This window comes from Microbispora sp. ATCC PTA-5024 (assembly GCF_000511135.2).
GTDB classification, from domain to species: domain Bacteria; phylum Actinomycetota; class Actinomycetes; order Streptosporangiales; family Streptosporangiaceae; genus Microbispora; species Microbispora corallina.
In genome coordinates, this window is record NZ_KI866522.1 from 2715045 (window position 1) to 2737910 (window position 22866).

Annotated in this window: 19 protein-coding genes; 8 read left to right on the forward strand and 11 right to left on the reverse strand. The window is 72.5% G+C overall.

Annotated features, from left to right (window positions below; all coding sequences use genetic code 11):
• Positions 1-273: 273 nt before the first annotated feature.
• Positions 274-1437, reverse strand: coding sequence for a flavodoxin-dependent (E)-4-hydroxy-3-methylbut-2-enyl-diphosphate synthase (gene ispG, locus MPTA5024_RS12305; RefSeq protein ID WP_036322535.1), 1164 nt, complete (start codon positions 1435-1437; stop codon positions 274-276).
• Positions 1438-1782: 345 nt separating this feature from the next.
• Here ispG and MPTA5024_RS12310 point away from each other — a divergent pair, with 345 nt between their 5' ends.
• Positions 1783-2874, forward strand: a complete 1092-nt coding sequence (locus MPTA5024_RS12310; RefSeq protein ID WP_051457971.1) for a lytic polysaccharide monooxygenase — start codon at positions 1783-1785, stop codon at positions 2872-2874.
• Between the two features lie 89 nt (positions 2875-2963).
• On the opposite strand, the gene dxr is transcribed toward MPTA5024_RS12310, so the two are convergent.
• Positions 2964-4166 (reverse strand): 1-deoxy-D-xylulose-5-phosphate reductoisomerase, encoded by a 1203-nt coding sequence (gene dxr, locus MPTA5024_RS12315; RefSeq protein WP_055725766.1) that lies wholly within the window; start codon positions 4164-4166, stop codon positions 2964-2966.
• A 164-nt stretch (positions 4167-4330) separates the two neighbouring features.
• Here dxr and MPTA5024_RS12320 point away from each other — a divergent pair, with 164 nt between their 5' ends.
• The gene (locus MPTA5024_RS12320) at positions 4331-5383 is read left to right on the forward strand and encodes a trypsin-like serine peptidase (RefSeq protein ID WP_036322538.1); all 1053 of its coding nucleotides are present in this window, start codon (positions 4331-4333) and stop codon (positions 5381-5383) included.
• Between the two features lie 59 nt (positions 5384-5442).
• A complete protein-coding gene (locus MPTA5024_RS12325; protein WP_036322540.1) occupies positions 5443-6465 on the forward strand; it encodes a trypsin-like serine peptidase in 1023 nt (340 codons plus the stop codon).
• A 9-nt stretch (positions 6466-6474) separates the two neighbouring features.
• Here the strand turns inward: MPTA5024_RS12325 and ppk2 are convergent, their stop codons facing one another.
• From ppk2 to MPTA5024_RS12345, 4 genes are all read right to left on the reverse strand, one after another.
• Positions 6475-7404: a polyphosphate kinase 2 gene (gene ppk2, locus MPTA5024_RS12330; protein ID WP_084369580.1), complete on the reverse strand. Its 930-nt coding sequence runs from the start codon at positions 7402-7404 to the stop codon at positions 6475-6477.
• Positions 7401-7628 carry a hypothetical protein gene (locus MPTA5024_RS12335; protein WP_036322544.1) on the reverse strand — a complete coding sequence of 76 codons (228 nt, stop codon included), beginning with the start codon at positions 7626-7628 and terminating at the stop codon, positions 7401-7403. The genes ppk2 and MPTA5024_RS12335 overlap by 4 nt, the downstream gene beginning before the upstream one ends.
• Positions 7625-8779 (reverse strand): inorganic phosphate transporter, encoded by a 1155-nt coding sequence (locus tag MPTA5024_RS12340; RefSeq protein WP_036322545.1) that lies wholly within the window; start codon positions 8777-8779, stop codon positions 7625-7627. Before MPTA5024_RS12340 ends, MPTA5024_RS12335 begins: the two co-directional genes overlap by 4 nt.
• A gap of 81 nt (positions 8780-8860) precedes the next feature.
• A complete protein-coding gene (locus tag MPTA5024_RS12345; protein ID WP_036322547.1) occupies positions 8861-10306 on the reverse strand; it encodes an aldehyde dehydrogenase family protein in 1446 nt (481 codons plus the stop codon).
• A 216-nt stretch (positions 10307-10522) separates the two neighbouring features.
• On the opposite strand from MPTA5024_RS12345, the gene MPTA5024_RS12350 reads away from it, so the two are divergent.
• Positions 10523-11155: a TetR/AcrR family transcriptional regulator gene (locus MPTA5024_RS12350; RefSeq protein ID WP_051457972.1), complete on the forward strand. Its 633-nt coding sequence runs from the start codon at positions 10523-10525 to the stop codon at positions 11153-11155.
• Between the two features lie 16 nt (positions 11156-11171).
• Here MPTA5024_RS12350 and MPTA5024_RS12355 read toward each other — a convergent pair whose 3' ends face one another.
• Positions 11172-12644, reverse strand: coding sequence for a PucR family transcriptional regulator (locus MPTA5024_RS12355; RefSeq protein ID WP_036322550.1), 1473 nt, complete (start codon positions 12642-12644; stop codon positions 11172-11174).
• A gap of 101 nt (positions 12645-12745) precedes the next feature.
• Here MPTA5024_RS12355 and gabT point away from each other — a divergent pair, with 101 nt between their 5' ends.
• Together gabT and MPTA5024_RS12365 are read left to right on the forward strand one after the other, a co-directional pair.
• Complete coding sequence (gene gabT, locus MPTA5024_RS12360) at positions 12746-14095, forward strand: 4-aminobutyrate--2-oxoglutarate transaminase (RefSeq protein WP_036322552.1); 1350 nt, start codon at positions 12746-12748, stop codon at positions 14093-14095.
• 203 nt (positions 14096-14298) lie between these two features.
• Positions 14299-14514 (forward strand): hypothetical protein, encoded by a 216-nt coding sequence (locus MPTA5024_RS12365; protein WP_442922037.1) that lies wholly within the window; start codon positions 14299-14301, stop codon positions 14512-14514.
• Positions 14515-14726: 212 nt separating this feature from the next.
• On the opposite strand, the gene MPTA5024_RS12370 is transcribed toward MPTA5024_RS12365, so the two are convergent.
• The 4 genes from MPTA5024_RS12370 to MPTA5024_RS12385 form a co-directional block, all read right to left on the reverse strand.
• Positions 14727-15965: an extracellular solute-binding protein gene (locus tag MPTA5024_RS12370; RefSeq protein ID WP_157099387.1), complete on the reverse strand. Its 1239-nt coding sequence runs from the start codon at positions 15963-15965 to the stop codon at positions 14727-14729.
• Positions 15966-16028: 63 nt separating this feature from the next.
• Positions 16029-17522: a CoA-acylating methylmalonate-semialdehyde dehydrogenase gene (locus tag MPTA5024_RS12375; RefSeq protein ID WP_036322556.1), complete on the reverse strand. Its 1494-nt coding sequence runs from the start codon at positions 17520-17522 to the stop codon at positions 16029-16031.
• On the reverse strand, positions 17509-18804 hold the full coding sequence (locus MPTA5024_RS12380; protein ID WP_036322558.1) for an aspartate aminotransferase family protein: 1296 nt from the start codon (positions 18802-18804) through the stop codon (positions 17509-17511). Before MPTA5024_RS12380 ends, MPTA5024_RS12375 begins: the two co-directional genes overlap by 14 nt.
• 89 nt (positions 18805-18893) lie before the next feature.
• Positions 18894-20354, reverse strand: coding sequence for an MFS transporter (locus MPTA5024_RS12385; protein ID WP_051457974.1), 1461 nt, complete (start codon positions 20352-20354; stop codon positions 18894-18896).
• A gap of 84 nt (positions 20355-20438) precedes the next feature.
• Between MPTA5024_RS12385 and MPTA5024_RS12390 the strand changes: the two genes are divergently transcribed.
• Together MPTA5024_RS12390 and MPTA5024_RS12395 are read left to right on the forward strand one after the other, a co-directional pair.
• Positions 20439-21158 (forward strand): TetR/AcrR family transcriptional regulator C-terminal domain-containing protein, encoded by a 720-nt coding sequence (locus MPTA5024_RS12390; protein ID WP_036324039.1) that lies wholly within the window; start codon positions 20439-20441, stop codon positions 21156-21158.
• A 74-nt stretch (positions 21159-21232) separates the two neighbouring features.
• Positions 21233-22843 (forward strand): PucR family transcriptional regulator, encoded by a 1611-nt coding sequence (locus tag MPTA5024_RS12395; protein WP_036322560.1) that lies wholly within the window; start codon positions 21233-21235, stop codon positions 22841-22843.
• Positions 22844-22866: the final 23 nt, after the last annotated feature.

Consider the following 22866-nt stretch of genomic DNA (forward strand, 5'->3'; position numbering starts at 1 on the left):
GGCCCCGGCCGAGGCCGCGGCGCCCGCGGGCCGGCAGGGCCCCCAGGCCAACGTCTCCCGTCCCGGCGCCGCGTGCGCCCCCTCGGGCCCGACCAGCCCGGCAACCACCATCGCGGCACCCGCGACGACCCCGACGACCCGCTTCACCGGCACGCTCCTCTGCTCCCCTAAACGGCAGAGGCAAGCTTCCCGGAGATGATCGCGCGGCTACCGCCCGCTAGACCCGATCATTGCCATTGTGTAGCCAGAGCATTGCTTTCTGTAATGAGGGCGTCAGGAGACGACGACCTCGGGGCCGGAGGCGTCGTCGCCGAGGTCGACCTCGACGCCCATCTCCTCGGCCAGGCGCAGCGCCTCCTCGATGAGGGTCTCCACGATCTGCGACTCCGGCACGGTCTTGACGACCTCGCCCTTCACGAAGATCTGACCCTTGCCGTTGCCGGAGGCCACCCCCAGGTCGGCCTCCCGGGCCTCGCCCGGGCCGTTGACCACGCAGCCCATCACGGCCACCCGCAACGGCACGGTCAGCCCGGCCAGCCCCGCCTGCACCTGCTCGGCCAGCGTGTACACGTCCACCTGGGCCCGCCCGCACGACGGGCAGGACACGATCTCCAGCCCACGCTCCCGCAGCCCCAGCGACTCGAGGATCGCCGTGCCGACCTTGACCTCCTCCACCGGAGGCGCCGACAGCGACACGCGGATCGTGTCCCCGATCCCCTCGGCCAGCAACGCCCCGAACGCCACCGCGGACTTGACCGTCCCCTGGAACGCCGGGCCGGCCTCGGTCACCCCCAGGTGCAGCGGATAGTCACACCGCTCCGCCAGCAGCCGGTAGGCCTGCACCATGACGACGGGATCGTTGTGCTTCACCGAGATCTTGATGTCCCGGAACCCGTGCTCCTCGAACAGCGAGCACTCCCACAGCGCCGACTCGACCAGCGCCTCCGGCGTCGCCTTGCCGTACTTGCCCAGCAGCCGCGGATCCAGCGACCCGGCGTTGACCCCGATCCGGATCGGCACCCCGGCGTCGGAGGCGGCCCGGGCGATCTCGCCGACCTTGTCGTCGAACTTCTTGATGTTGCCCGGGTTCACCCGGACCGCGGCGCAGCCGGCCTCGATCGCCGCGAAGACGTACTTGGGCTGGAAGTGGATGTCGGCGATCACCGGGATCTGCGACTTGCGCGCGATGGCCGGCAACGCGTCCGCGTCGTCCTGCGAGGGCACCGCCACCCGCACGATCTGGCAGCCCGCCGCCGTCAGCTCGGCGATCTGCTGCAACGTCGCGTTCACATCGGCCGTCAGCGTGGTGGTCATCGACTGCACCGACACCGGGGCGTCCCCGCCCACCGGCACCGACCCGACCATGATCTGCCGCGAGACCCGCCGCTTGGCGATCGGCTGCGATCTGACCGTGGGAATCCCGAGATCAACTGGCATTGCAGTCCCTTGTGCGATGGGGTGTCGACTCCTCTCAGTCTAGGCAGTGCCCCGAACCCGCCCGTCCCGGACGTCCAAGTGATGAAGGTTTCATCCATCTCCCTCGCCCCCCGCGATGCCCCGGGCATGTGACCTGCCCGGACACTCCGGACGCCGCCGGACCGCCCGCGGCCCGCTGGGCAGGGCGGACAGACCGGATTTACAGTCTCGAAACGCGCGCGCTTTCGCCTGACCGGTCGACGACCCTCTGATGACCTTGCGAAAGGGTGACCTGTGGGAAGACCACGAAGAGCCAAAGCGGCTCTCGCCGCCGTCCTGACCGCCGCGGCGGCCTTGGTGGCGAGCATGCTGTTCCCGAGCCCGGCATCGGCGCACGGCGCCATGATGATGCCCGGCAGCCGGACGTACCTGTGCTGGAAGGACGGCCTGACGCCGCAGGGACAGATCGTCCCGAACAACCCCGCCTGCGCGGCGGCGATCGCGCAGAGCGGCACGAACTCGATGTACAACTGGTTCGCGGTGCTCCGCTCGGACGGCGCGGGACGCATGTCCGGCTTCATCCCCGACGGGAAGCTGTGCAGCGCGGCCGCCACCGTCTACGACTTCAGCGGCTTCGACCTCGCCCGCGACGACTGGCCGGTCACCCACCTGACGTCCGGCGCGCAGATCCAGATGCGGTACAACAAGTGGGCCGCCCACCCGGGCACGTTCCGCATGTACATCACCAAGGACTCCTGGAGCCCCACCCGGCCGCTGGCCTGGAGCGACCTGGAGTCCACGCCGTTCGACAGCGTGACCGACCCGCCGAGCGTGGGCTCGCCGGGCAGCGCCGACTCCTACTACTACTGGAACGCCACGCTGCCCTCGAACAAGACGGGCCGCCACCTCATCTACTCGGTGTGGCAGCGGTCGGACAGCAACGAGACCTTCTACAACTGCTCCGACGTCGTCTTCGACGGCGGCAACGGCCAGGTCACCGGTGTCGGTCCCGGCAGCGGCCCCAGCCCCAGCCCGACCCCGACCCCCACGCCGACTCCCAGCCCCAGTCCCTCCCGGACGCCGACCCCCACCCCCACACCCACACCCACACCGACCCCCACGCCCACGCCGACCCCGACTCCCACCCCCACCGGGCCGGGCGGATGCGCGGCCACCTACAAGGTGACCAACTCGTGGAACAGCGGCTTCCAGGGCGAGGTCGCGGTGCGCAACTCGGGCAACGCGGCCATCTCCGGGTGGACGGTCAAATGGACGCTCCCGAGCGGCCAGACCATCACCCAGCTGTGGAACGGCACGCTCACCCAGTCGGGCAGCGGCGTCTCGGTCCGGAACGTGAGCTACAACGGGTCGCTCGCGCCGAACGCGTCCACCACGTTCGGATTCCTGGCCAGCGGACCGAGCGGCTCGAACCCGTCGGTGACCTGCACGCCGGCCTGACCGCCCCGCTCCGGGGCGGACCCGCCTGACCGGTCCGCGCCCTGAGGGAACCGGCCCCGATCCGGGGCGGCGCCCAGCCGCCCCGGATCTCAGCGCGTCAGCTCGGCCGCCCGGGCCCTGGCCCACGCGTCGGCCGACAGGACCTCCTCGACCGTGGAGGCGGCTCCTGCGTCGTGCTCCGAGACCACCCGCTCCACCGTGTCGACGATGGCGAGGAACGACAGGGCGCCCTTCAGGAACGCCTCCACGCACACCTCGTTGGCGGCGTTGTAGACGGCCGGGGCCGTCCCGCCGATGGAGCCGACGTGGCGGGCGAGGCCCACCGAGGGGAACGCCTCGTCGTCCAGCGGCTCGAACGTCCACGTGTGGGCGGTCGTCCAGTCCACCGCAGGGGCGGCGTCCGGCACCCGCTCGGGGAACCCGAGCGCGAGCGAGATCGGCAGCCGCATGTCCGGCGGGCTCGCCTGGGCGACCGTCGAGCCGTCGGTGAACTCCACCATCGAGTGGATCACCGACTGCGGGTGGACGACCACCTCGATGCGGTCGAAGCCGATGTCGTACAGCAGGTGCGCCTCGATCACCTCCAGGCCCTTGTTGACCAGGGTGGCCGAGTTGACCGTGATGACCGGTCCCATGCTCCAGGTGGGGTGGTTGAGGGCCATCTCCGGCGTCACGTCCGCCAGCTCGGCCCGGGTCCTGCCCCGGAACGGGCCGCCGCTCGCGGTCACCACCAGGCGCCGTACGGCCCGGGGGTCGGCGCCGGAGGGCCCGGCCGCCCACAGGCACTGGGCGAGCGCGGAGTGCTCGGAGTCCACCGGGATCAGCTGCCCGGGCGCGGCCAGCCGCTTCACCAGGGGGCCCCCAACGATCAGCGACTCCTTGTTGGCCAGCGCGAGCACCCGGCCGGCCTCCAGGGCCGCCAGCGTCGAGGTCAGGCCGAGGGCGCCGGTGATGCCGTTCAGGACGACGTCGCAGGGGGCGGCGGCCAGCTCCGCCACGCCCTCCGGCCCGGCCACGACCCGCGCCCGCGCGCCGCTCGCGGCCAGCGCCTCCCGCAGGGCGGGCACGGCCTCGGGGTCGGCCACGGCCACGGCCTCCGCCCCGAACGCGGCCGCCTGCCGGGCGAGCAGGTCGACCCGGCCCCCTCCCGCCGCGAGCGCGGCGACCTGGAACCGTCCGGGGTTGCGGGCGACCACGTCGAGGGCCTGGGTGCCGATGGATCCGGTCGAGCCCAGCACCACCAGAGACCGGGCCGGCGTCGCGCCGGCGGCATGAGACGTCACGCACCCCATTGTCCCCGAACGCCGGCCGCGCCCGAAGTGGGGACGCCCGGGACGGGCGAGAAACCAGCACATAAATGCCCGAATCTGCCCATAACCGTATACGCGAATGATGAGAAATCCGGCGAGACGCCTCGCTACCTTCGCGCGTCAGGACATCCGACACGGAGGTACGCATGCACCCCACCGCACGACGTCTCGCGACCCTGGCCGTCCCCACCCTGGCCGCCGCGGGGGTCATGCTCCCCGCGGCCCAGGGGGCCACGGCCGCGGCGGCGAGCGCCGGCCCCCGCCCCGTCGCCGTGCACGACGCGGCCGACACCAAGGCGGAGCAGCGCAGCGTCAAGCAGTTCTGGACCGAGGCCAAGATGGAGGCGGCCAAGCCGCTCGACGCGCCGGGCGACGGCTCCCGCCGCTTCGCCAGCGCCGCCACGCTCCTCGACGGCCCGGACGCCACCCCGGCCACCGTGGGCCCGACCGCGGTGAAGGCCGACGCCGTCGCCGGCTCGGCCGCGGCCGCCTCCTCCCGCAGCCCGGGCGCGGCCTGGACGGCCGGCGGCGCGGTCACCAGGACGACCGGGCGGGTGTTCTTCACGATCGCGGCGGGCTCGGACGCCGGGCGGAACGCCTCCTGCTCGGGCACCGCGGTGACGAGCGCCAACAAGAGCGTGGTGATCACAGCCGGGCACTGCGTGAAGATCGGCGGCGCCTTCCACACCAACTGGGTCTTCGTCCCCGGCTACGACCGGGGCGACCGGCCCAACGGCACCTGGCCGGCCACCAACCTGCTCACCACCCCGCAGTGGAACTCCGGCGAGGACATGAACTACGACGTCGCGGCGGCCGTCGTCGCGCCGCAGAACGGCCAGAGCCTCACCGACGTCGTGGGCGGGCAGGGCGTCGCGTTCAACCAGCCCCGCGGGCGTCAGATGTACGCCTTCGGCTACCCCGCGGCCTCGCCGTACGACGGGTCGAAGCTCGTCTACTGCAGCGGGCGGGCCTTCGACGACTTCCTCAGCTCGGAGGACCAGGGCCTCAACTGCAACATGACCGGCGGCTCCAGCGGCGGGCCCTGGTTTACGAGCTTCAACGAGAGCACCGGGGCCGGCCTGCTGAACTCGGTCAACAGCTTCAAGTACAACTTCGCGAACTTCTGGATGTTCGGCCCGTACTTCGGCCCGGAGGCGCAGGCCGTGTACGACGCGGCGCAGAAGACCTCGCTCACCTGATCTGCCTATTCACCAAAAGTAGCGGCGGCGTCACCTCTCGTGGTCCACACTCGGGAGCCATGAGTCCCAGCCTCCCCTACTCGGCCTCCCTCATGCTCGCCGCCGGGCTCCTGGGCACGCCCTCCGCGCCGGTCGCCCCGATCCCGCTCCCCCAGGTGGCGGACGTCGTCGCCCACGCCGCTCCGCCGCCCTCCGGCACGTACTGGACCCCCGAGCGCATGGCGCGGGCGCTCCCGATCGACCTTCACGGGGCGATGGACCGGACCGTGTCCGCGGTGCGGCGGGTGGGGGCGGTCGCCGCCGGCGTCCTGCCGCCGGTCGCCCCGCCCGTCCGGATCCCGCAGGCCGCGATCCCCGCCGCCCGTTCGGGCCCGATGCGGGCCGCCGCCCTGCCCGCCACCACCAGCGGCTCCCGCTGGCCGGCGGGCGGGCAGGTCACGCGGACCACCGGACGGGTGTTCCTCACCATGGACGGCGTCGACTTCGTCTGCTCGGCCAGTGCGATCCGCAGCGCGAACCGCGACGTCGTGGTCACCGCCGGGCACTGCGTCAAGGACGGCGCCGGGTCCTGGGCCGAGAACTGGACGTTCGTCCCCGGGTACGACCAGGGGCGGCAGCCGTACGGGGCGTTCCCGGCGCGGCGCATGTTCGTCGCCGGGCCCTGGTCGCGCAGGGGCGACGACGACTACGACGTGGGCATGGTCGCGGTGTCCGCCCCCGACGGCCGCCACCTGACCGACGCCGTTGGCGGCCAGGAGATCGGTTTCGACACCGCGCGGGGACAGCGGACCTACGGGTTCGGGTTCCCGGCCGACCCGCCGTACGACGGGCAGCGGCTGCTGTACTGCGCGGGCGTCGTCCACGGCGACCCCCAGCGCCAGACCCGCGACCAGGGCATGCGCTGCGACCTGACGGCCGGGGCCAGCGGCGGGCCGTGGCTGAGCGGCTTCGACCCCGCCACCGGCCGCGGCCTCCTCACGTCGGTGAGCAGCTTCAAGTACAGCAACGACCACCGGACGATGTACGGCCCCTACTTCGGCGCGGCGGTCAGGGACCTGTACCGCGCCGCGGCGGGGGCGTGACCGCGCCGATCAGTCGTCGAGCGGGTTCGGCGACTCGGCGTTGTCCTCCTCGAAGATGTCGGCGGCCGACCGCACGATCAGCGGGTCGGGCTTGCCGACGATCCTGTGGTCCTTGTCCTCGTAGTCGAACAGCGACAGCACGTGCCGCATGGCCTCCAGGCGGCCGCGCTTCTTGTCGTTGCTCTTGATGATCGTCCAGGGAGCGTCCTCGGTGTCCGTGTTGAGGAACATGTTCTCCTTGGCCCGGGTGTAGTCGTGCCACAGGTCGAGCGAGGCCACGTCCATCGGTGACAGCTTCCACTGCCGGACGGGGTCGACCTGGCGGATGATGAACCGGGTCCGCTGCTCGGCGCGCGACACCGAGAACCAGAGCTTGACCAGGCGGATGCCGTCCCGGACGAGCATGCGCTCGAACAGCGGCGCCTGGTTCATGAACTCCTGGTACTCCTGCGGGGTGCAGAAGCCCATGACCCGCTCGACGCCGGCCCGGTTGTACCAGGACCGGTCGAACAGCACGATCTCCCCCGCGGCCGGCAGGTGGGCGATGTAGCGCTGGAAGTACCACTGGGTGCGCTCGCGCTCGCTGGGCTTCTCCAGCGCGACCACCTGGGCGCCCCGCGGGTTGAGGTGCTCCATGAAGCGCTTGATCGTGCCGCCCTTGCCCGCGGCGTCCCGGCCCTCGAACAGGATGACCAGCCGGCCGCCCGTGGACTTCAGCCAGTACTGCAGCTTGAGCAGCTCGATCTGGAGCAGCCGCTTGTCCCGGTCGTACTCGTGCCGGCTCAGGCGCTCGTCGTACGGGTAGTGCTCGCGCCAGGTGTCCACGGGGCGTCCGTCGGACCGCACCAGGACCGGGTCGTCGTCATCGTCGTCCAGCACCTTCAGGCCCGGCGTCCGGCGGAGCAGTTCGACGCCGTCGCTCTCCGACATCCCGGTCATTTCGCAAGCATGACATAAAGGCCGAGCAACGCCCCGGCCAGGACCAGCGCGAAGCAGACGACCGCGACCACGACCCCGGCCGGGCGGGCCGCGGTCCCGTCCTGCGTCCTCGCGGCGGCCAGGCCGACCAGGCCCAGCGCGTACACGGCGACGAGTCCCGCGCCCGCCACCAGGCCGGCGACGAGCACCTTCCACAGGGCGTCGACATCGATGTACTGGCTCATGCCGCGGGCTCCTTGACCGGGGCCGAGGGGACGAGTCTCCCGCTCCACTCGGCGTTGACGTTGGCGTGGGTGACGGGCTCGCGCCGGGCGGCGAGGAAGAGCGCGCCGCTGAGCACCGCCGCGAGGGCGAAGACGACGGCGACGCCGCCCGCCCCGCCGATGGCGTCGGCGCCCTTCCAGACGACCGCGCCGGTCAGCGCGGCGGCCGGGAGCGTGAACAGCCAGGCCAGCACCATCCGGCCGGCGAGGCCCCACCGGACCTCGGCGAGCCGCCTGCCGATCCCGGCGCCCATGATCGAGCCGCTGCAGACGTGGGTCGTCGAGAGGGGGAGGCCGAAGTGCGAGGCGGCGAAGATGACCGCCGCGGAGGAGCCCTCGGCGGCGAAGCCCTGCGGGGTCTCGATCTCGGTCAGGCCCTTGCCCAGCGTCCGGATGACCCGCCAGCCGCCGATGTAGGTGCCGGCCGCGATCGTGAGGGCGCAGGCGACGACGACCCACAGCGGGGTGCCCGCGTCCGTGGTGATCGTGTGGTTGGCCACCAGCGCGAGGGTGATGACGCCCATCGTCTTCTGGGCGTCGTTGGTGCCGTGGGCGAGCGACACGAGCGAGGCCGAGCCGATCTGGCCCAGGCGGAAGCCCCGGCCGCGGACCCGGTCGGGGACGTTCGCGGTGATGCGGTAGACGAGGTAGGTGCCCACGGTCGCCACGACGATGGCGAAGACGGGGGCGAGGACGGCGGGCACGAGGACCTTCGACACGATGGCCTGGCCCTTGACCGCCGACGAGCCGGCCGCGATGAGGGTCGCGCCGACCACGCCGCCGATGAGCGCGTGGGACGAGCTGGAGGGGATGCCGAAGTACCAGGTGAGGAGGTTCCAGGCCAGGCCTCCCAGGAGGCCGGCGAACACGACGGTCAGCGTGATCGCGCCGCTGTCCACGATCCCGGTCGCGATCGTCGCCGCCACCTTGAGCGACAGGAACGCGCCGAGGAAGTTGAGCACGGCCGACAGGGCCACCGCGATCCGTGGCCGCAGTGCTCCGGTGGCGATGGACGTGGCCATCGCGTTTGCCGTGTCGTGGAATCCGTTGGTGAAGTCGAAGGCGAGCGCCGACGCGACGACGACGCACAGGAGTACGGTGTTGGCGTCCACGACCTGTCATCTGCGCGGTTTGCGAGAGAATAATCCCGTAAACCGCGCAGTTCTCCTAGATTTCATCCAGGGGCCGGACGCTCAGAGCGTGAGCCCTGTCAGGACCATCACCTTCTCGTAGGTGAAGTCCTCCATCGCCGACCGCAGCCCCTCGCGGCCCACGCCCGACTCCTTGACCCCGCCGTACGGCATCTGGTCGGCGCGGTAGGAGGGGACGTCGCCGATGATGACGCCGCCGACCTCCAGCTCCCGGTTGGCCCGGAAGGCCATGTCGAGGCTGCGGGTGAACACGCCGGCCTGCAGGCCGTACCGCGAGTCGTTGACGGCGGCGAACGCCTCGTCGGCCGAGGCGACCCGCTGCACGATCATGACGGGCCCGAAGACCTCTTCGCAGGCGACCTTGGCGCCGGCCGGGACGTCGGCGAGCACGGTGGGCGTGATCGTCGCGCCGTCCCTCGTGCCTCCGGCGAGCAGGCGGGCGCCGGCGGCGACGGCCTCGTTGACCCAGCTCTCCACCCGGATGGCGGCGTCCTCGCTGACCAGCGGGCCGACCTGGGTCTTGTCGTCCCCGGGGTCGCCGGTGACGAGCGCGCCCACGGCGGCCAGCAGCCTGTCCGTGAACTCGTCCGCGACCGCGTCCTCCACGATGACCCGCTGGACGGCGATGCAGCTCTGGCCGGCCTGGTAGTTGGAGTAGAGGGCGATCCGGGTGGCGGCCCAGTCGAGGTCGGCGTCGGACAGCACGACCGCCGCCGCGTTGCCGCCGAGCTCCAGCGTGACGTGCTTGCGCGGCACCCTGTCCATGATGGAGAAGCCGACGGGCCCGGAGCCGGTGAACGAGACGACCGGCAGCCGGGGGTCCTCCACCAGCGACCCGGCCCGGTCGTTCGGCACCGGGAGGACCGAGAAGAAGCCCTCGGGCAGGTCGGTCTCGGCCAGGATCTCGCCGAGCACGAGCGCGGACAGCGGGGTCGCGGGCGCGGGCTTCACGATGATCGGCGCGCCGACGGCGATCGCCGGGGCCACCTTGTGGGCCACGAGGTTCAGCGGGAAGTTGAACGGCGTGATCGCCAGCACCGGGCCGTACGGCACGCGGGAGACGTAGGCGAGGCGGCCCTGGGCGGCGGGCTCGGTGTCGAGGCGCTGCACCTCGCCGCTGAACCGGCGGGCCTCCTCCGCGGCGAAGCGGAACGTGGAGACGGCGCGGCCGACCTCCCCGCGCGCCCACAGGACGGGCTTGCCGTTCTCGGCGGTGATGAGCCGGGCGATCTCCTCCGACCGCTCCCCGAGGCGGCGGGCGACGTGGGCCAGCGCCTCGGCGCGGACGTGGATGGGGAGCGCGGCGGCCTGGGCGCGCACGGCGTCCGCCGCGGCGACGGCCTGCTCGACCTGGTCCGGCGTCGGCACCGAGTGGACGCCGGCGACGCGGCCGTCGAGGGGGTTGGTCACGGTCTGCTCGGCGTCTCCGGTGGCGGGACGGCCGGCGAGCCAGAAGGGGCGAGGATCGGAAGTGCGGCTCACGTCCATGTCCCTCACGCTATGCCAGCCGGTGGCGCCGGGCGCTACTCCCCCGAGCACAATCGGGCCGGAACGGCGCGCCACTGTGGACAAGTTTGTGATGTCACAGATGCGCGGCAATTTCGGGATGTTTTCCGTTTCACAGCGGTTTGAAAGCCGAGCCGCGTGGTTAAGTCATCATCCGGGTCTGTCGCGGGACCCCAATATGGGAAGGGCTCGTCGCTGATGAGTACGCCGGCGCCGCTCGGGCTGCAGGGTGCCTACGCGCGCGGCCATCGCAGCACCTACGACGAGCTGAGGACCCGCCTCCTCGGGGTCGCGAACGGCCTTCTCACCTCCGCCGGGCCCGAGAGCCTCACGGTCCGCAGGATCGCCGCGGAGGCCGGCTGCTCCACCCAGCTCATCTACACGATGTTCGGCAGCAAGGAAGGCCTGGCCGAGGCCCTCTACCTGGAGGGGTTCGAGCGCTTCCGCCGCAGGCTGGAGGCCGTGCCGCAGCGGGGTGACCCGCTGGAGCAGCTGAGCGCGCTCGGCCCGGCCTACCGGGAGGCCGCGCTGTCCGAGCCCGGCTACTACAGCCTGATGTTCGAGCGGGCCATCCCCGGGTTCGTGCCGAGCGAGCGCGCCCGCACCCTGGCCAGGGCCGCGCTCAACATCGTCGACCGGGTGATCGCCGACTGCATCTCGGCCGGGTACCTGACCCCGACCCAGCCGCGCAAGATCGCCGACGCGCTGTGGGCGGCCGCCCAGGGCGCGCTCAGCCTGGAACGTGCCGGTCACCTGCCCGACGGCAAGACGTACGAGCTGGTCACCACGGCCGCGATCAGGTCGTTCCTGGCGCGCAAGAGCGGCGACTGACGCCACTCCGGCCGTCCTACAGGCACAGCGCGATCCACAGCTCCGCCCGGGCCGCCGGGTCGTCGAGGTCGCGCCCGAGCAGCTCCGCCACCCGCCGCATGCGGTACCTGAGCGTGTGCCTGTGCACCCCGAGCCGCTGCGCCGCCGCGTCCCAGTGGCCGTTCGACGCCAGGTAGGCGCGCAGGGACTCCACCAGGTCGGCGCGGGAGCCGTACTCGCGCAGCGGCGCGAGCAGCGCGGCCGCGAACGACGCCGCGGCGGCCGGGTCGATCAGCGACAGCAGCCCCTGCCCGGCCAGGTCGGCGAAACGCGCCACCGGGGCGGCCGACACCAGGGCGCGCCTCGCCTGGTCGAGCCCGGTCGACAGGCCGGTCCCCCGCGGCTCCCCGCCGGGAGGCGGGCCGAGGACCACGCCGGGGGCGCTCACGCCGACCCGGCCGTGCCGGGCGGCGCGGGCGGCGTGCCGGTCCGCCTCCTCCTCCGGCACGAGCGCGACGAGCAGGTCCTCCCAGGGCGCGGTGAAGCAGGGCAGGGCCTCGGCCAGGGCGTCGGCGTCGGCCGTCTCGCAGGCGAGCACGGAGACCGGCTCGCGCGGCAGCCGCCCGCCCAGCGCCTCCAGCGTCTCGGCCGCCGCCTCCGCCTGCCCGGCCAGCAGCAGCCGCAGCACGGCGGTGCGGGCCCGCGCCGCGGCGGCCCGCTGCTCCCTGCCCTGTTCCAGGGCGAGCGTGAGCAGCGACCCGGCGGCGTTGACGACCGTGTGCGCGATCGGGGAGAACGGCCGGGCCGACCCGACGGCGAAGAACCCCCGGCGCCCGAGCGGCTGGACGACCACGTGCTCGCCAGGGGTCGACAGCGCCAGGCTGGCGAGGGACGGCGCGCCGCGCAGCCGGGTCAGCTCGGGCTCCAGCGCGCGGGCGGCCGCCTCCGCCCAGCCCTGCTCGCCCTCGCGGCCCGCCGCGTGCCGTACGGCGCCGCTGTCGTCGAGCAGCAGCGCCCAGCCGCCGATCTCCTTGGCGAGGCGGCCGATCACGGCGGCCGTGCCCTCCCTGCGCAGGGCGGCGCGGGTGAGACGGCCCTGGGCGGCGAAGGCGCGCCTGATCTCCTCGTACTGCTCGGCCGCCAGCAGCTCGCTGACGGCCTTGCCGATGGCGATGAACGGGGTGTCCCTGGGCACCTCGAGCAGCGGCAGCCCGGCCGCGGCAGCCGCCTCCAGCAGCTCGGGCGGGACGGCGTCGTGGCCGAGCCCCACCCCGAACCCGAGCCCGGCCGCCCCCCGCGCCACCAGCCGGGAGACGTACGCCGCGGCGCCCGCCCCGGTGAGGCGCATGCCGGTGGTCAGCACCAGCTCGCCGCCCTCCAGGAACGGCGTGGGGTCCTCCAGCTCGCTGACGGCGACCCACCGGACCGGCCGGTCGAGCGCGCCCGCCCCGGCGAGGACCTCCAGGTGGAGGGGCGCCATCGCGGTCACCCGGCGCAGTGTGGGCGCCATGGCCGCCTCCCCCCGACTTGTCCGAGTTGGCCAAAACTGCGCCCTCATTCTGCCATGCCGACATATCGGCAGGTGAGGGCGGCGGTCGTAGCGTCGGAACCATGAGCACTGCCACCACGCAGGGCGGCCCGGAGCTTCCCCAGGAGCGCCGCCTCGTCACCGAGATCCCCGGCCCCCGCTCCCGGGAGCTGTTCGCGCGCAAGCAGTCCGCCGTGCCTCCGGGCATCGGCACCACGCTTCCGGTGTTCGTGACCCACGCCGGTGGCGGTGTCGTCGTGGACGCCGACGGCAACTCGCTGATCGACTTCGGCTCCGGGATCGCGGTGACCAGCGTGGGCAACGCCGCCCCTCGGGTGGTGGAGCGGGTGCGGCGGCAGGTCGCCGACTTCACCCACACCTGCTTCATGGTCACGCCGTACGAGTCGTACGTGGCGGTCTGCGAGAAGCTGAACGCGCTCACGCCCGGCGACCACGACAAGCGCACGTTCCTGGTGAACAGCGGCGCCGAGGCCGTGGAGAACGCGGTGAAGGTGGCCCGCCACGCCACCGGGCGGCAGGCCGTCGTCGTGTTCGAGCACGGCTACCACGGACGCACGCTGCTGACGATGACGCTGACGGCCAAGAACATGCCGTACAAGCAGGGGTTCGGGCCGTTCGCGCCGGAGGTGTACCGGGCGCCGCTGGCCTACCCGTTCCGCTGGCCCACCGGGCCGGACGCCTGCGCCGAGGAGGCCGCGGCGCAGGCCATCGACGTGATCGACAAGCAGATCGGCGCGGAGAACGTCGCGGCCGTGCTGATCGAGCCGATCGCGGGCGAGGGCGGCTTCGTCGTCCCGGCGCGCGGCTTCCTGCCGAGGATCCTGGAGTTCTGCCGGGCGAACGGCATCGTCTTCATCGCCGACGAGGTGCAGACCGGATTCGCCCGGACCGGCGACCTGTTCGCCTGCGAGGACGAGGGCATCGTCCCCGACATCATCTGCACCGCCAAGGGCATCGCCGGCGGCCTGCCGCTGGCCGGCGTGACCGGCCGGGCCGACCTGCTCGACTCCGTCCACGTGGGCGGTCTCGGCGGCACGTACGGCGGCAACCCGCTGGCCTGCGAGGCGGCCCTCGGCGTGCTGGAGACGATCGAGCAGGACAAGCTGGTCGAACGGGCCCGGCACATCGGGGAGATCATGCTTGCGCGCCTGGAGGCGCTCAAGGAGCGGTACCCCATCGTGGGCGACGTCCGCGGGCGCGGCGCGATGGTCGCGATCGAGCTGGTAAAGCCGGGGACCAAGGAGCCGGTGCCGGCCGGGCCGATCGCCGCCCGGTGCCACGCCGAGGGCCTGCTCGTGCTCACCGCCGGGACCTACGGGAACGTCCTGCGCTTCCTTCCGCCCCTGGTGATGCCCGATCACCTGCTGGAGGAGGGCCTCTCGATCCTGGAGCGCGCGATCAGCCAGGGATGAGACCGTTTAAATAGCACTAAAAGGGGCACCCGGGTTGAGACAGGGTGTCCCTTTTGTGTCGTAAGGCTTGCGTTATGCCTCGATTTAACCGGAACTTGAGCCGCCCCTCGCCGATCACGAAGGGTAACCGCGTTATAACGGTTCCGATAGGCGATCGAGGGGGGACGTTGATGGGCTGGAACCCAAATGGAGCCGAACGCCTCTTGCTGACGTTCGATCCGGACGGCCTCACCATCACGCAGCGGGACGGGGACGCCTGCGTGGTGTGCCACAAGAAGTGGCCGCGTCCCCGGGTCAAGGTGGGCCTGCTCCCGGACAACGCGCCCGTGCTCGCCTGCGACGACTGCGCCGAGGCGCTGCTGCCCCCTCAGGAGGGGAACGTCCCGCTGCCACGCCGTTCTCGTGCGGCCATGTCCTAATTGACCGGCTATTACCCGCTGATGTCGTAATTCGCGACTTCCGCCTGCCTTGGGCCTCCCTTTCCGAGATCACGGGCCCGATGATTGCCCGATGGACGACACGCGGACGCCGCAGGCGGCGCCGCCGGCGCTGGCCGCGCTGTCCGCCGGAGCGGCCGCGGTCCACTTCGGCGTGATGCCCGGCCGCCCTCGCCCGCCTCTGACGGGCCGGCTCAGCGGGGCCGCGGGGCGATGCGCGACCAGCGGTCGGCCCACTGGGCGTAGTCGGGGGGCCGGACGGCGAAGAAGACCCCGGCGAAGGCCTTGGCGTCGCCCACGCGGTAGTCGGCGCAGATGCGGCGGATGGCCCGGGCCCTGCCCTTGCAGGCGTCCGGGTCGGCCGGGGCGAGCCCGTTCCACATGGCGGCCCTGCGCTGCACGTCGGGCGAGACGTTCCACTCCAGCCACTGGTAGGCGCACGACGGGTGGGCGGCCTGCGCGGACACCATCCACGAGTCGGCCCAGCCGGTGACGGGCCGGTCCGTGACGGCCCGGACCTTGGTGTGGCCGCGGGTCAGCACGTCCAGCAGGTACGGCGTGCCCTGGGCGAGCCGGGCCGAGCCGGTGGCGAAGGCCTGGACGACCTCGATCGGGTCGCGCCAGAACAGCCGCCGGCCGGGCGCCGCCTTCGCCGAGGAGAACAGCGCGGCCGCCTCGTCGAGCTGGGACGGGGTGAGGTCGAACGGGTCGGCGATGTCCGCGCCGCGCTCCTTGAGGACGAGAGCCGCGTCGGCCAGCGACAGCGGGCTGTCCCGGAACGCGACGGGACCCTCGTCCGTGAAGATCGCCTCCGCGCCCGCCGGCCTCACCTTGGCCGAGTCGTAGAGCACCTCGCTCGTGCCCCACAGGAACGGCACGCCGTACACCTGGTCGTCCTGGTTCACCGAGGCGAGCTCGCGCAGGGTCCGGGGGATCCGGTCGTACCCGCCCACCAGGGTCGTGTTGAGCGGCGCGACCTTCCGCTGGGCGATCAGCCGCCCGCCGACCTCCGGAGTCGCGGAGATCACGTCGAACGACGACGGGGAGAAGTCGTCCGGCTTCTCCTCCTGGTAGGGGTCGTAGTAGCGGATGCTGACCTTGCAGCCCGTCTCCTGCTCGAAGCCGGCCACCCACTTGACCTTGGGGTCGGTGCCTCCCCACTCGGCGTACCCGTTGAGCGTGAGCACGTTGAGCGCCCGCTCCCCCGGCCCGACGGACGCGATCGGGGACGGCACGGGACCGGACGGCGAGGGGGAGGCCGGCGAGACGGCCGGGCGGGACGGCGTGGTGACGGCGGCCGACGGGCTGACGGAGGTGGAGGCGCCCGCCCGGCTCACCGCGTCGGCGACGCGGGGCTCGTCCGTCCCGCAGGCCGCGGCGAGCAGCCCCGCCGCCGACAGGGCGGCCACCAGGTGTGTACGGCGAGACGCCACGCGGACGACCCCTCTCACGAGACGGACCCCACGAGCCTACTGGCCGCGGGGTCCGCCGGGACGTCAGGCGTTCGTGGGGAAGCCCAGGTTCACGCCGCCGTGGGAGGGGTCAAGCCAGCGCGAGGTGACGACCTTGCCCCGGGTGTAGAAGTGGACGCCCTCGGTGCCGTGGACGTGGGTGTCGCCGAACAGCGAGGCCTTCCATCCGCCGAAGCTGTAGAACGCCATCGGCACCGGGATCGGCACGTTGATGCCCACCATGCCGACCTCGACCTCGTTCTGGAAGCGCCGGGCGGCGCCGCCGTCGTTGGTGAAGACGGCCGTGCCGTTGCCGTACTCGCCGGTGTTGATGAGGTCGAGGCCCTCCTCGTACGACCGCACCCGCACGATCGACAGCACGGGCCCGAAGATCTCCTCGCGGTGGACGCGGGAGTTCGGCGGCACGTGGTCGAGGACGGTGGGGCCGAGCCAGAAGCCGTCCCCGCGGCCGCCGAGCACGGGCGTCTCGCGGCCGTCGACGACGAGCTTGGCCCCCTCCTCGACGCCAAGGTCCAGGTAGGACGCCACCTTGTCCCGGTGGGCGGCCGTGACGAGCGGGCCCATCTGCGAGGCCGGGTCGTCCCCCGGGCCCACCGTCAGCTCCCGCACCCGGGAGACGATCTTCTCGACGAGCTCGTCGCCGATCGGGTCGACCGCGAGCACGACCGAGATGGCCATGCACCGCTCCCCCGCGGAGCCGAACCCGGCGGACACGGCCGAGTCGGCCACGAGGTCGAGGTCGGCGTCGGGCAGCACCAGCATGTGGTTCTTCGCGCCGCCGAGCGCCTGGACGCGCTTGCCGTGGGCGGTGCCGGTCTCGTAGACGTACCGGGCGATCGGGGTGGAGCCGACGAACGACACCGCCCGGACGGCCGGGTGCTCCAGCAGCCGGTCCACTGCGACCTTGTCGCCCTGGACCACGTTGAACACCCCGTCGGGCAGGCCGGCCCGCTTCCAGAGCTCGGCGATCAGCAGGGACGCCGAGGGGTCCCTCTCCGACGGCTTCAGCACGAACGTGTTCCCGCAGGCGATGGCCACGGGGAACATCCACATCGGCACCATCGCCGGGAAGTTGAACGGCGTGATCCCCGCGACGACGCCGAGCGGCTGGCGGATGGAGTAGGAGTCGACCCGGGTCGAGACGTTCTCCGAGAAGCCGCCCTTGAGCAGGTGGGGGATGCCGCAGGCGAACTCCACCACCTCGATGCCCCGGGCCACCTCGCCCAGCGCGTCGGCGTGGACCTTGCCGTGCTCGGACGTGATCAGGGCGGCCAGCTCGTCGCGGTGCGCGTCGAGCAGCTCGCGGAACCGGAACAGGATCTGCGCCCGCTTCACCAGCGAGGCGTCCCGCCAGGCCGGGAAGGCGCGGGCGGCGGCGTCCACCGCCGCGTCGACCTCCTCCGCCGTGGCGAGCGCGACGCGGCCGGCGACCGCGCCCGTCGCCGGGTCGTAGATCTCCGCGGTGCGGTCGCCGGGCCCGGCCGGGGAGCCGCCGATCCAGTGGCTAACGTGCTTCATCGTTGACGGTCTCCAGAGCCGTGACGAGGATGCCCAGGCCCTCGCGGGCCTCGTCCTCCGTGAGCGTGAGCGGCGGGGCCATGCGCAGGGTGCTGCCGTACAGGCCGCCCTTGCCCGCGAGCAGGCCGAGCCTCTTGGTCTCCTCCATGAAGCGGGCGGCCAGCTCGGGGGCCGGCCCTCCGGTGGCGGGGTCGGCCAGCTCGACCGCGAACATCAGGCCGCGGCCCCGGACGTCGCCGACGACCGGCAGGCGGCCGGCCGCCTCGCGCAGCCCGCCGATGATGATGTCGCCGGTGCGCGCCGCGTTGGCCTGCAGGTCGTGGTCGAGCACGTAGTCCAGCGTGGCGTTGGCCGCCGCGGTGGCGATCGGGTTGCCGCCGAACGTCGACAGGCCGATGGCCTGGGGGCCGTCCATCAGGTCGCCGCGCGCGACGACGCCGCCGATGGCGAAGCCGTTGCCGAGGCCCTTGGCGAACGTGATCATGTCGGGGACCACGCCGTGGTTCTGGATGCCCCAGAACGCCGAGCCCGTCCGGCCCCAGCCGGTCTGCACCTCGTCGGACACGAACAGGATGCCCTCCTCGTCGAGGACCTCCTTGTACGCGGCGAACAGGCCGTCGGGGGCCGCCGTGAACCCGCCCACGCCCTGGATCGGCTCGGCGATGAGCGCGGCCACGTCCTTGCTGACGGCGGTGGCCAGCACGTGACGCAGGTCGTCCGTGCAGGCCGCGATGTAGTCGGCGTCCGGCATCCCGCGGAACTGGGCGAGGTGGCGGTCGGCGCCGTGCAGGAAGTGCACGTTCAGCGGCGACAGGGAGTTGTTCTTCCACGAGCGGTTGGAGGTGACGCTGATCGCGCCGAACGACCGGCCGTGATAGCTCTGCCGCATGGCGAGGACCTGGTCCGACCCCCGCGCGTAGGTGGCCAGCAGCAGCGCCGTCTCGTTGGCCTCGGTGCCGGAGTTGGTGAAGAAGACCTTGGCGTCGGGGATGCCCGACAGCCGGGCGATCTTCTCGGCCAGCTCGACCTGGCCGCGCAGCAGGTAGAGCGTGGAGGTGTGGACGACCCCGGTGGCGAGCTGGCGCTCGACGGCCTCCCGCACCTCGGGCACGTCGTACCCGATCATGTTGGTCAGGATCCCGGCGAAGAAGTCGAGGTAGCTCTTCCCGTTCGCGTCGACGACGCGGTTGCCCTTGCCGCCGACGATCTCGATGGGCTCGTTGTAGTACAGGGCCATCCAGTTCGGCATGACCGCGCGATGGCGTGCGAGAAGGTCCGACATGTTTCGAGTATCCCGGCTGACGGATGGACGGTCCCACCCGTCAGCCTGTCGGGATGCTCCGACTTTCCCTTACACAGTGGCGCGGCAGGTCATCCCACCGGCTGGGGCTCGGACACCGGCTCCGCCGCGGGCCTCCTGCGCAGGACGAGCAGCGCCACGACGGCGGCGGCGACCGAGCACCCCGCCCCCACCAGCGAGCCGACCGACATGGCCGAGACGAACGCGTGGCGGCCGGCCGCCGCGATCCCGGGGTCGCCGAGGGCCAGCGCGCCGCTGATCGAGTCGCGCGCCGCGGCGGGGGCCGACTCCGGCATCGACGCCGTGTAGGCGCCCGCGAGCACGCTGCCGAGCACGGCCACGCTGAGCGCCATGCCGACCTGCTGCACGGTGTCGTTGAGCGCCGACCCGACGCCCGCGTGCTCGGGCGGGACCGCGCCCATCAGCGTCGCGTACGCGGCCGGGCCGGCGAGGCCGCCGCCCACTCCCATGATCATGAGGCTGGCGATGAGCGTGCCGTATCCGCCCGTGAGCGTGGACAGCAGGCCGAAGCCCGCCGCCATCACGAGCAGGCCGGCGACGATCAGCGTGCGGTTGCTCACCTTCTTCCCGAGCGCCGCCCCGAGTCCGTTGAACACCATCGCGGCCGCGACGTACGGCAGCAGCGCCAGCCCGGCCTTGAGCGGCTCGTAGCCGAGCACGAACTGGAGGTACTGGGTGAGCGCGAGCATCAGCGCGCCCGCGCCGAACGACAGCAGCACGATCGACAGGCTGGAACCGCTGAACGAGCGGTCGCGGAACAGGCCGAGCGGCAGCATCGGGTGCGCCGTCCTGCGCTCCCACAGCACGAAGGCGAGCAGGGCCACGACGGCCACCGCGACCACGAGCGGGTTGAGGTGACCGCCGGGCGCGGAGATGACCGCCCACACCAGCGTGCCCATGCCCAGGATCGACAGCACGACGCCGACTGGGTCGACCCCCCGCGGCGAGCCGTGCGTCTCCGGCATGAGGACGAACGCGGCGGCGATCGCCAGCGCCGCGATCGGCACGTTGAGCAGGAAGACCGATCCCCAGTAGTAGTGCTGGAGCAGGAACCCCCCGAGCGTCGGGCCCGCGATCACCCCCACCATGGCGACCGCGCTCCAGGCGGCGATCGCCTTGCGCCGCTCGCCCTCGTCGAAGACGGTGATCAGGATCGACAGCGTCGAGGGCATCACGCACGAGCCGCCCACCCCCATGAGGGCGCGGGCGCCGATGAGCTGCCAGGGCTCGGTCGCCAGCATGGCGGCCAGCGACGCGCCGCCGAAGAACGCCAGGCCGATCACGAGCATCCGCCGCCTGCCGTACCGGTCGGACAGGCTTCCCGCGGTCAGCAGCAGGCCCGCGAAGACCAGCACGTACGCGTCGATGACCCACTGGACGTCGGACGGCGTCGCGCCGAGGTCCCGCATCAGCGAGGGGATCGCGAGGTTGAGCACGGTGTTGTCCACGACCAGCGTGAGCAGGCTGAGGCAGAGGACGCCGAGGATCCACCATCGGCGGGGATGCGACATGCGAGTCACCTCGAACAGTGTGCGAGTAATGGGGAACACTGTACGACAGCCGCCGCACACTGTGCGAGTGAATATTCTGAGGTGGTGCAGCCGAAGCCGTTCACCTCTGTCTGGACACGCGAGCGCAAGGGCCGGCGCGAGCAGGGCCTGAGCCGCGAGCAGATCGTCAAGGCGGCTCTCGAACTGCTCGACGCGGAGGGCCTCGACGCGCTCAGCATGCGGAAGCTCGGCGCCCGGCTCGGCGCGGGCGCGACCAGCCTGTACTGGTACGTGGCCACCAAGGACGAGCTGCTGGAGCTCGTCATGGACGAGGTCTACGCCATGGTCACGGTGCCCGAGGACGTGGACTGGCGCGAGGCGGCCAGGGTCTTCTCGTACGGCCTGCGCGGGGCCGTCCTCGGCCACCCGTGGAGCGCCACGCTCGTCGGCGTCGTCCCCGCCCTCGGCCCGAACGCGCTGACCGCGGCCGACCGGCTGATGGGCGCCTTCATCCGCGCCGGCTTCGACGGCATCGACGTCGACTACGCCATGACGGCCGTCGTCTCCTACACGCTGGGCTCGACGATCCCCGAGGTGGCCTGGACGAGCGCGGTCGCCGCGTCGGGCACGGACGTCTCCCGGCTGCAGGCGGAGGTCGGGTCGGTCGTGATGGAGCTGTCGGCCGACCGGCCGAACCTGCGCGAGCGCTACGCGGCGTACGCCGGCAAGAAGCTCGACCCCCTCGTCGCCCGCCGCCTCGCCTTCGAGTTCGGGCTGTCCGCCCTCCTCGACGGGCTCACCACCCGGATCACCCGGGGCCGCTGACCGGGGCAGAAGGGGCCGCAGAGTGTCAGCTACTGCACGGTCGCCTTTACATAATGATCAGGTAGCCTCTCACCATGCTGCCCACCGTCGCGGACGTGCTCGCGCTGGACGCCGTCCGCCGCGGCAACCCGCGCGTCGTCGCCGGGGGCGACCGGCTGGACACCCGCGTCCGCTGGGTCCACGTGGGCGAGGTGCACGACATCGCCCACCTGCTGCGCGGCGGCGAGCTCGTGCTCACCACGGGCGTGGCGCTGCCCGGGGAGCCCGACAAGCTGGCCGAGTGGATCTCCGACCTGGCGGCCGTCGGCGCCTCCGGGCTGATCGTGGAGCTGGGCCGGCGGTTCGTCAGGGAGCTGCCCCGGGCCGTCGTCAAGGCGGCGGAGGAGCACGGCCTGCCCCTCGTCACCCTCGCCCGCGAGACGCCGTTCGTGCAGATCACCGAGTCGGTGCACGCGCGCATCATCGACATCCAGCTCCAGGAGCTGCGGGCGTCCGAGCAGCTGCACGAGGTCTTCACCGAGCTGTCGGTCGAGGGCGCCTCCCCCGCCGAGGTGCTGAGCCAGGTGGCCCGGTTCTCGGGGCGGCCGGTCCTGCTGGAGAACCTGGCCCATCAGGTGCTCGCCTGCGACGCGGCCGGCGGCGACACCGGCACCGTGCTGGCCAACTGGGAGACCCGCTCCCGCTCGGTCTCGCCCGGAGAGCGGACCGCGTACGACGCCGCGGCGGGCTGGCTGGTGACCATGGTCGGCGCCCGCGGCCAGGACTGGGGGCGGCTGATCCTGCTGTGCGACGGCCCGCCCAGCCCCCGGGACATCGTGCTCGCCGAGCGCGCCGCCACCACGCTCGCCCTCAGCCGTCTGCTCGAACGCCACCAGGAGTCGCTGGAACGGCAGGCGCACGGCACGATCATCACCGGCATCCTCACCCATGCCTACTCCGACCCCGACGAGGCGGCCGCCCGGGCCCGGGCCGTCGGGGTGCCGCTCACCGGCCGCAAGCTGATCAGCGCGGTCATCCGGCTCACCGCGTCCGGCGGCACCGCCCTGGGCGAACAGGCGAGGCTCGGGGAGCTGGCCGAGGCCACGGCCGCCGCCTGCCGGGACGCCCGGCTGCCCGCGCTCGTGGGCGCGCTCGACCAGAGCCGGGTCGGCATGCTGCTCCCGCTTCCGCCGCGCTCGGTCGCGGAGACGGCCCTCGGGGTGCTCGCCGACCGGCTGCGGGCGACGTTCCCCACGCCGTTCGTGCTGGCCGCCGGATCGGTCGTCGAGTCGATCAAGGATGTGCGGCGCAGCTTCATGGAGGCCGAGCAGGTCGCCGAGGTCGCGGTCCGCCAGCCCGACGGCCGGCCGTTCTACCGCCTGCCCGACCTGCGTCTGCGCGGCCTGCTCCACCTGCTGCGCGACGACGCCCGGCTGCAGACGTTCGCCGAGCGGGAGCTCGGCGCGCTGCTCGCGCACGACGCCCAGCGGCACAGCGACCTCACCCGGATCCTGCGCATCTACCTCGACGCGGGGAGGAACAAGGCCGTGGCCGCCCAGAAGGCCCACCTGTCCCGGCCCGCGTTCTATGACCGCCTGCGCCGGTTGGAGCGGATCCTCGACACCGACCTCGACGACGTCGAGTCGTGCCTGTCCCTGCACGTCGCGTTGCTGGCGCTGGAGACGTTCCGCCGCGACGCCCTGTGAGCGCTGTCCGAGAACGAAAGGCG

Bases quoted from the DNA above. Each gene is read 5' to 3' on its own strand.
- ispG (WP_036322535.1), bottom strand. From the start codon at position 1,437: ATGCCAGTTGATCTCGGGATTCCCACGGTCAGATCGCAGCCGATCGCC.
- MPTA5024_RS12310 (WP_051457971.1), top strand. From the start codon at position 1,783: ATGCTGTTCCCGAGCCCGGCATCGGCGCACGGCGCCATGATGATGCCC.
- dxr (WP_055725766.1), bottom strand. From the start codon at position 4,166: ATGGGGTGCGTGACGTCTCATGCCGCCGGCGCGACGCCGGCCCGGTCT.
- MPTA5024_RS12320 (WP_036322538.1), top strand. From the start codon at position 4,331: ATGCACCCCACCGCACGACGTCTCGCGACCCTGGCCGTCCCCACCCTG.
- MPTA5024_RS12325 (WP_036322540.1), top strand. From the start codon at position 5,443: ATGAGTCCCAGCCTCCCCTACTCGGCCTCCCTCATGCTCGCCGCCGGG.
- ppk2 (WP_084369580.1), bottom strand. From the start codon at position 7,404: ATGACCGGGATGTCGGAGAGCGACGGCGTCGAACTGCTCCGCCGGACG.
- MPTA5024_RS12335 (WP_036322544.1), bottom strand. From the start codon at position 7,628: ATGAGCCAGTACATCGATGTCGACGCCCTGTGGAAGGTGCTCGTCGCC.
- MPTA5024_RS12345 (WP_036322547.1), bottom strand. From the start codon at position 10,306: ATGGACGTGAGCCGCACTTCCGATCCTCGCCCCTTCTGGCTCGCCGGC.
- MPTA5024_RS12350 (WP_051457972.1), top strand. From the start codon at position 10,523: ATGAGTACGCCGGCGCCGCTCGGGCTGCAGGGTGCCTACGCGCGCGGC.
- MPTA5024_RS12355 (WP_036322550.1), bottom strand. From the start codon at position 12,644: ATGGCGCCCACACTGCGCCGGGTGACCGCGATGGCGCCCCTCCACCTG.
- gabT (WP_036322552.1), top strand. From the start codon at position 12,746: ATGAGCACTGCCACCACGCAGGGCGGCCCGGAGCTTCCCCAGGAGCGC.
- MPTA5024_RS12375 (WP_036322556.1), bottom strand. From the start codon at position 17,522: ATGAAGCACGTTAGCCACTGGATCGGCGGCTCCCCGGCCGGGCCCGGC.
- MPTA5024_RS12380 (WP_036322558.1), bottom strand. From the start codon at position 18,804: ATGTCGGACCTTCTCGCACGCCATCGCGCGGTCATGCCGAACTGGATG.
- MPTA5024_RS12385 (WP_051457974.1), bottom strand. From the start codon at position 20,354: ATGTCGCATCCCCGCCGATGGTGGATCCTCGGCGTCCTCTGCCTCAGC.
- MPTA5024_RS12395 (WP_036322560.1), top strand. From the start codon at position 21,233: ATGCTGCCCACCGTCGCGGACGTGCTCGCGCTGGACGCCGTCCGCCGC.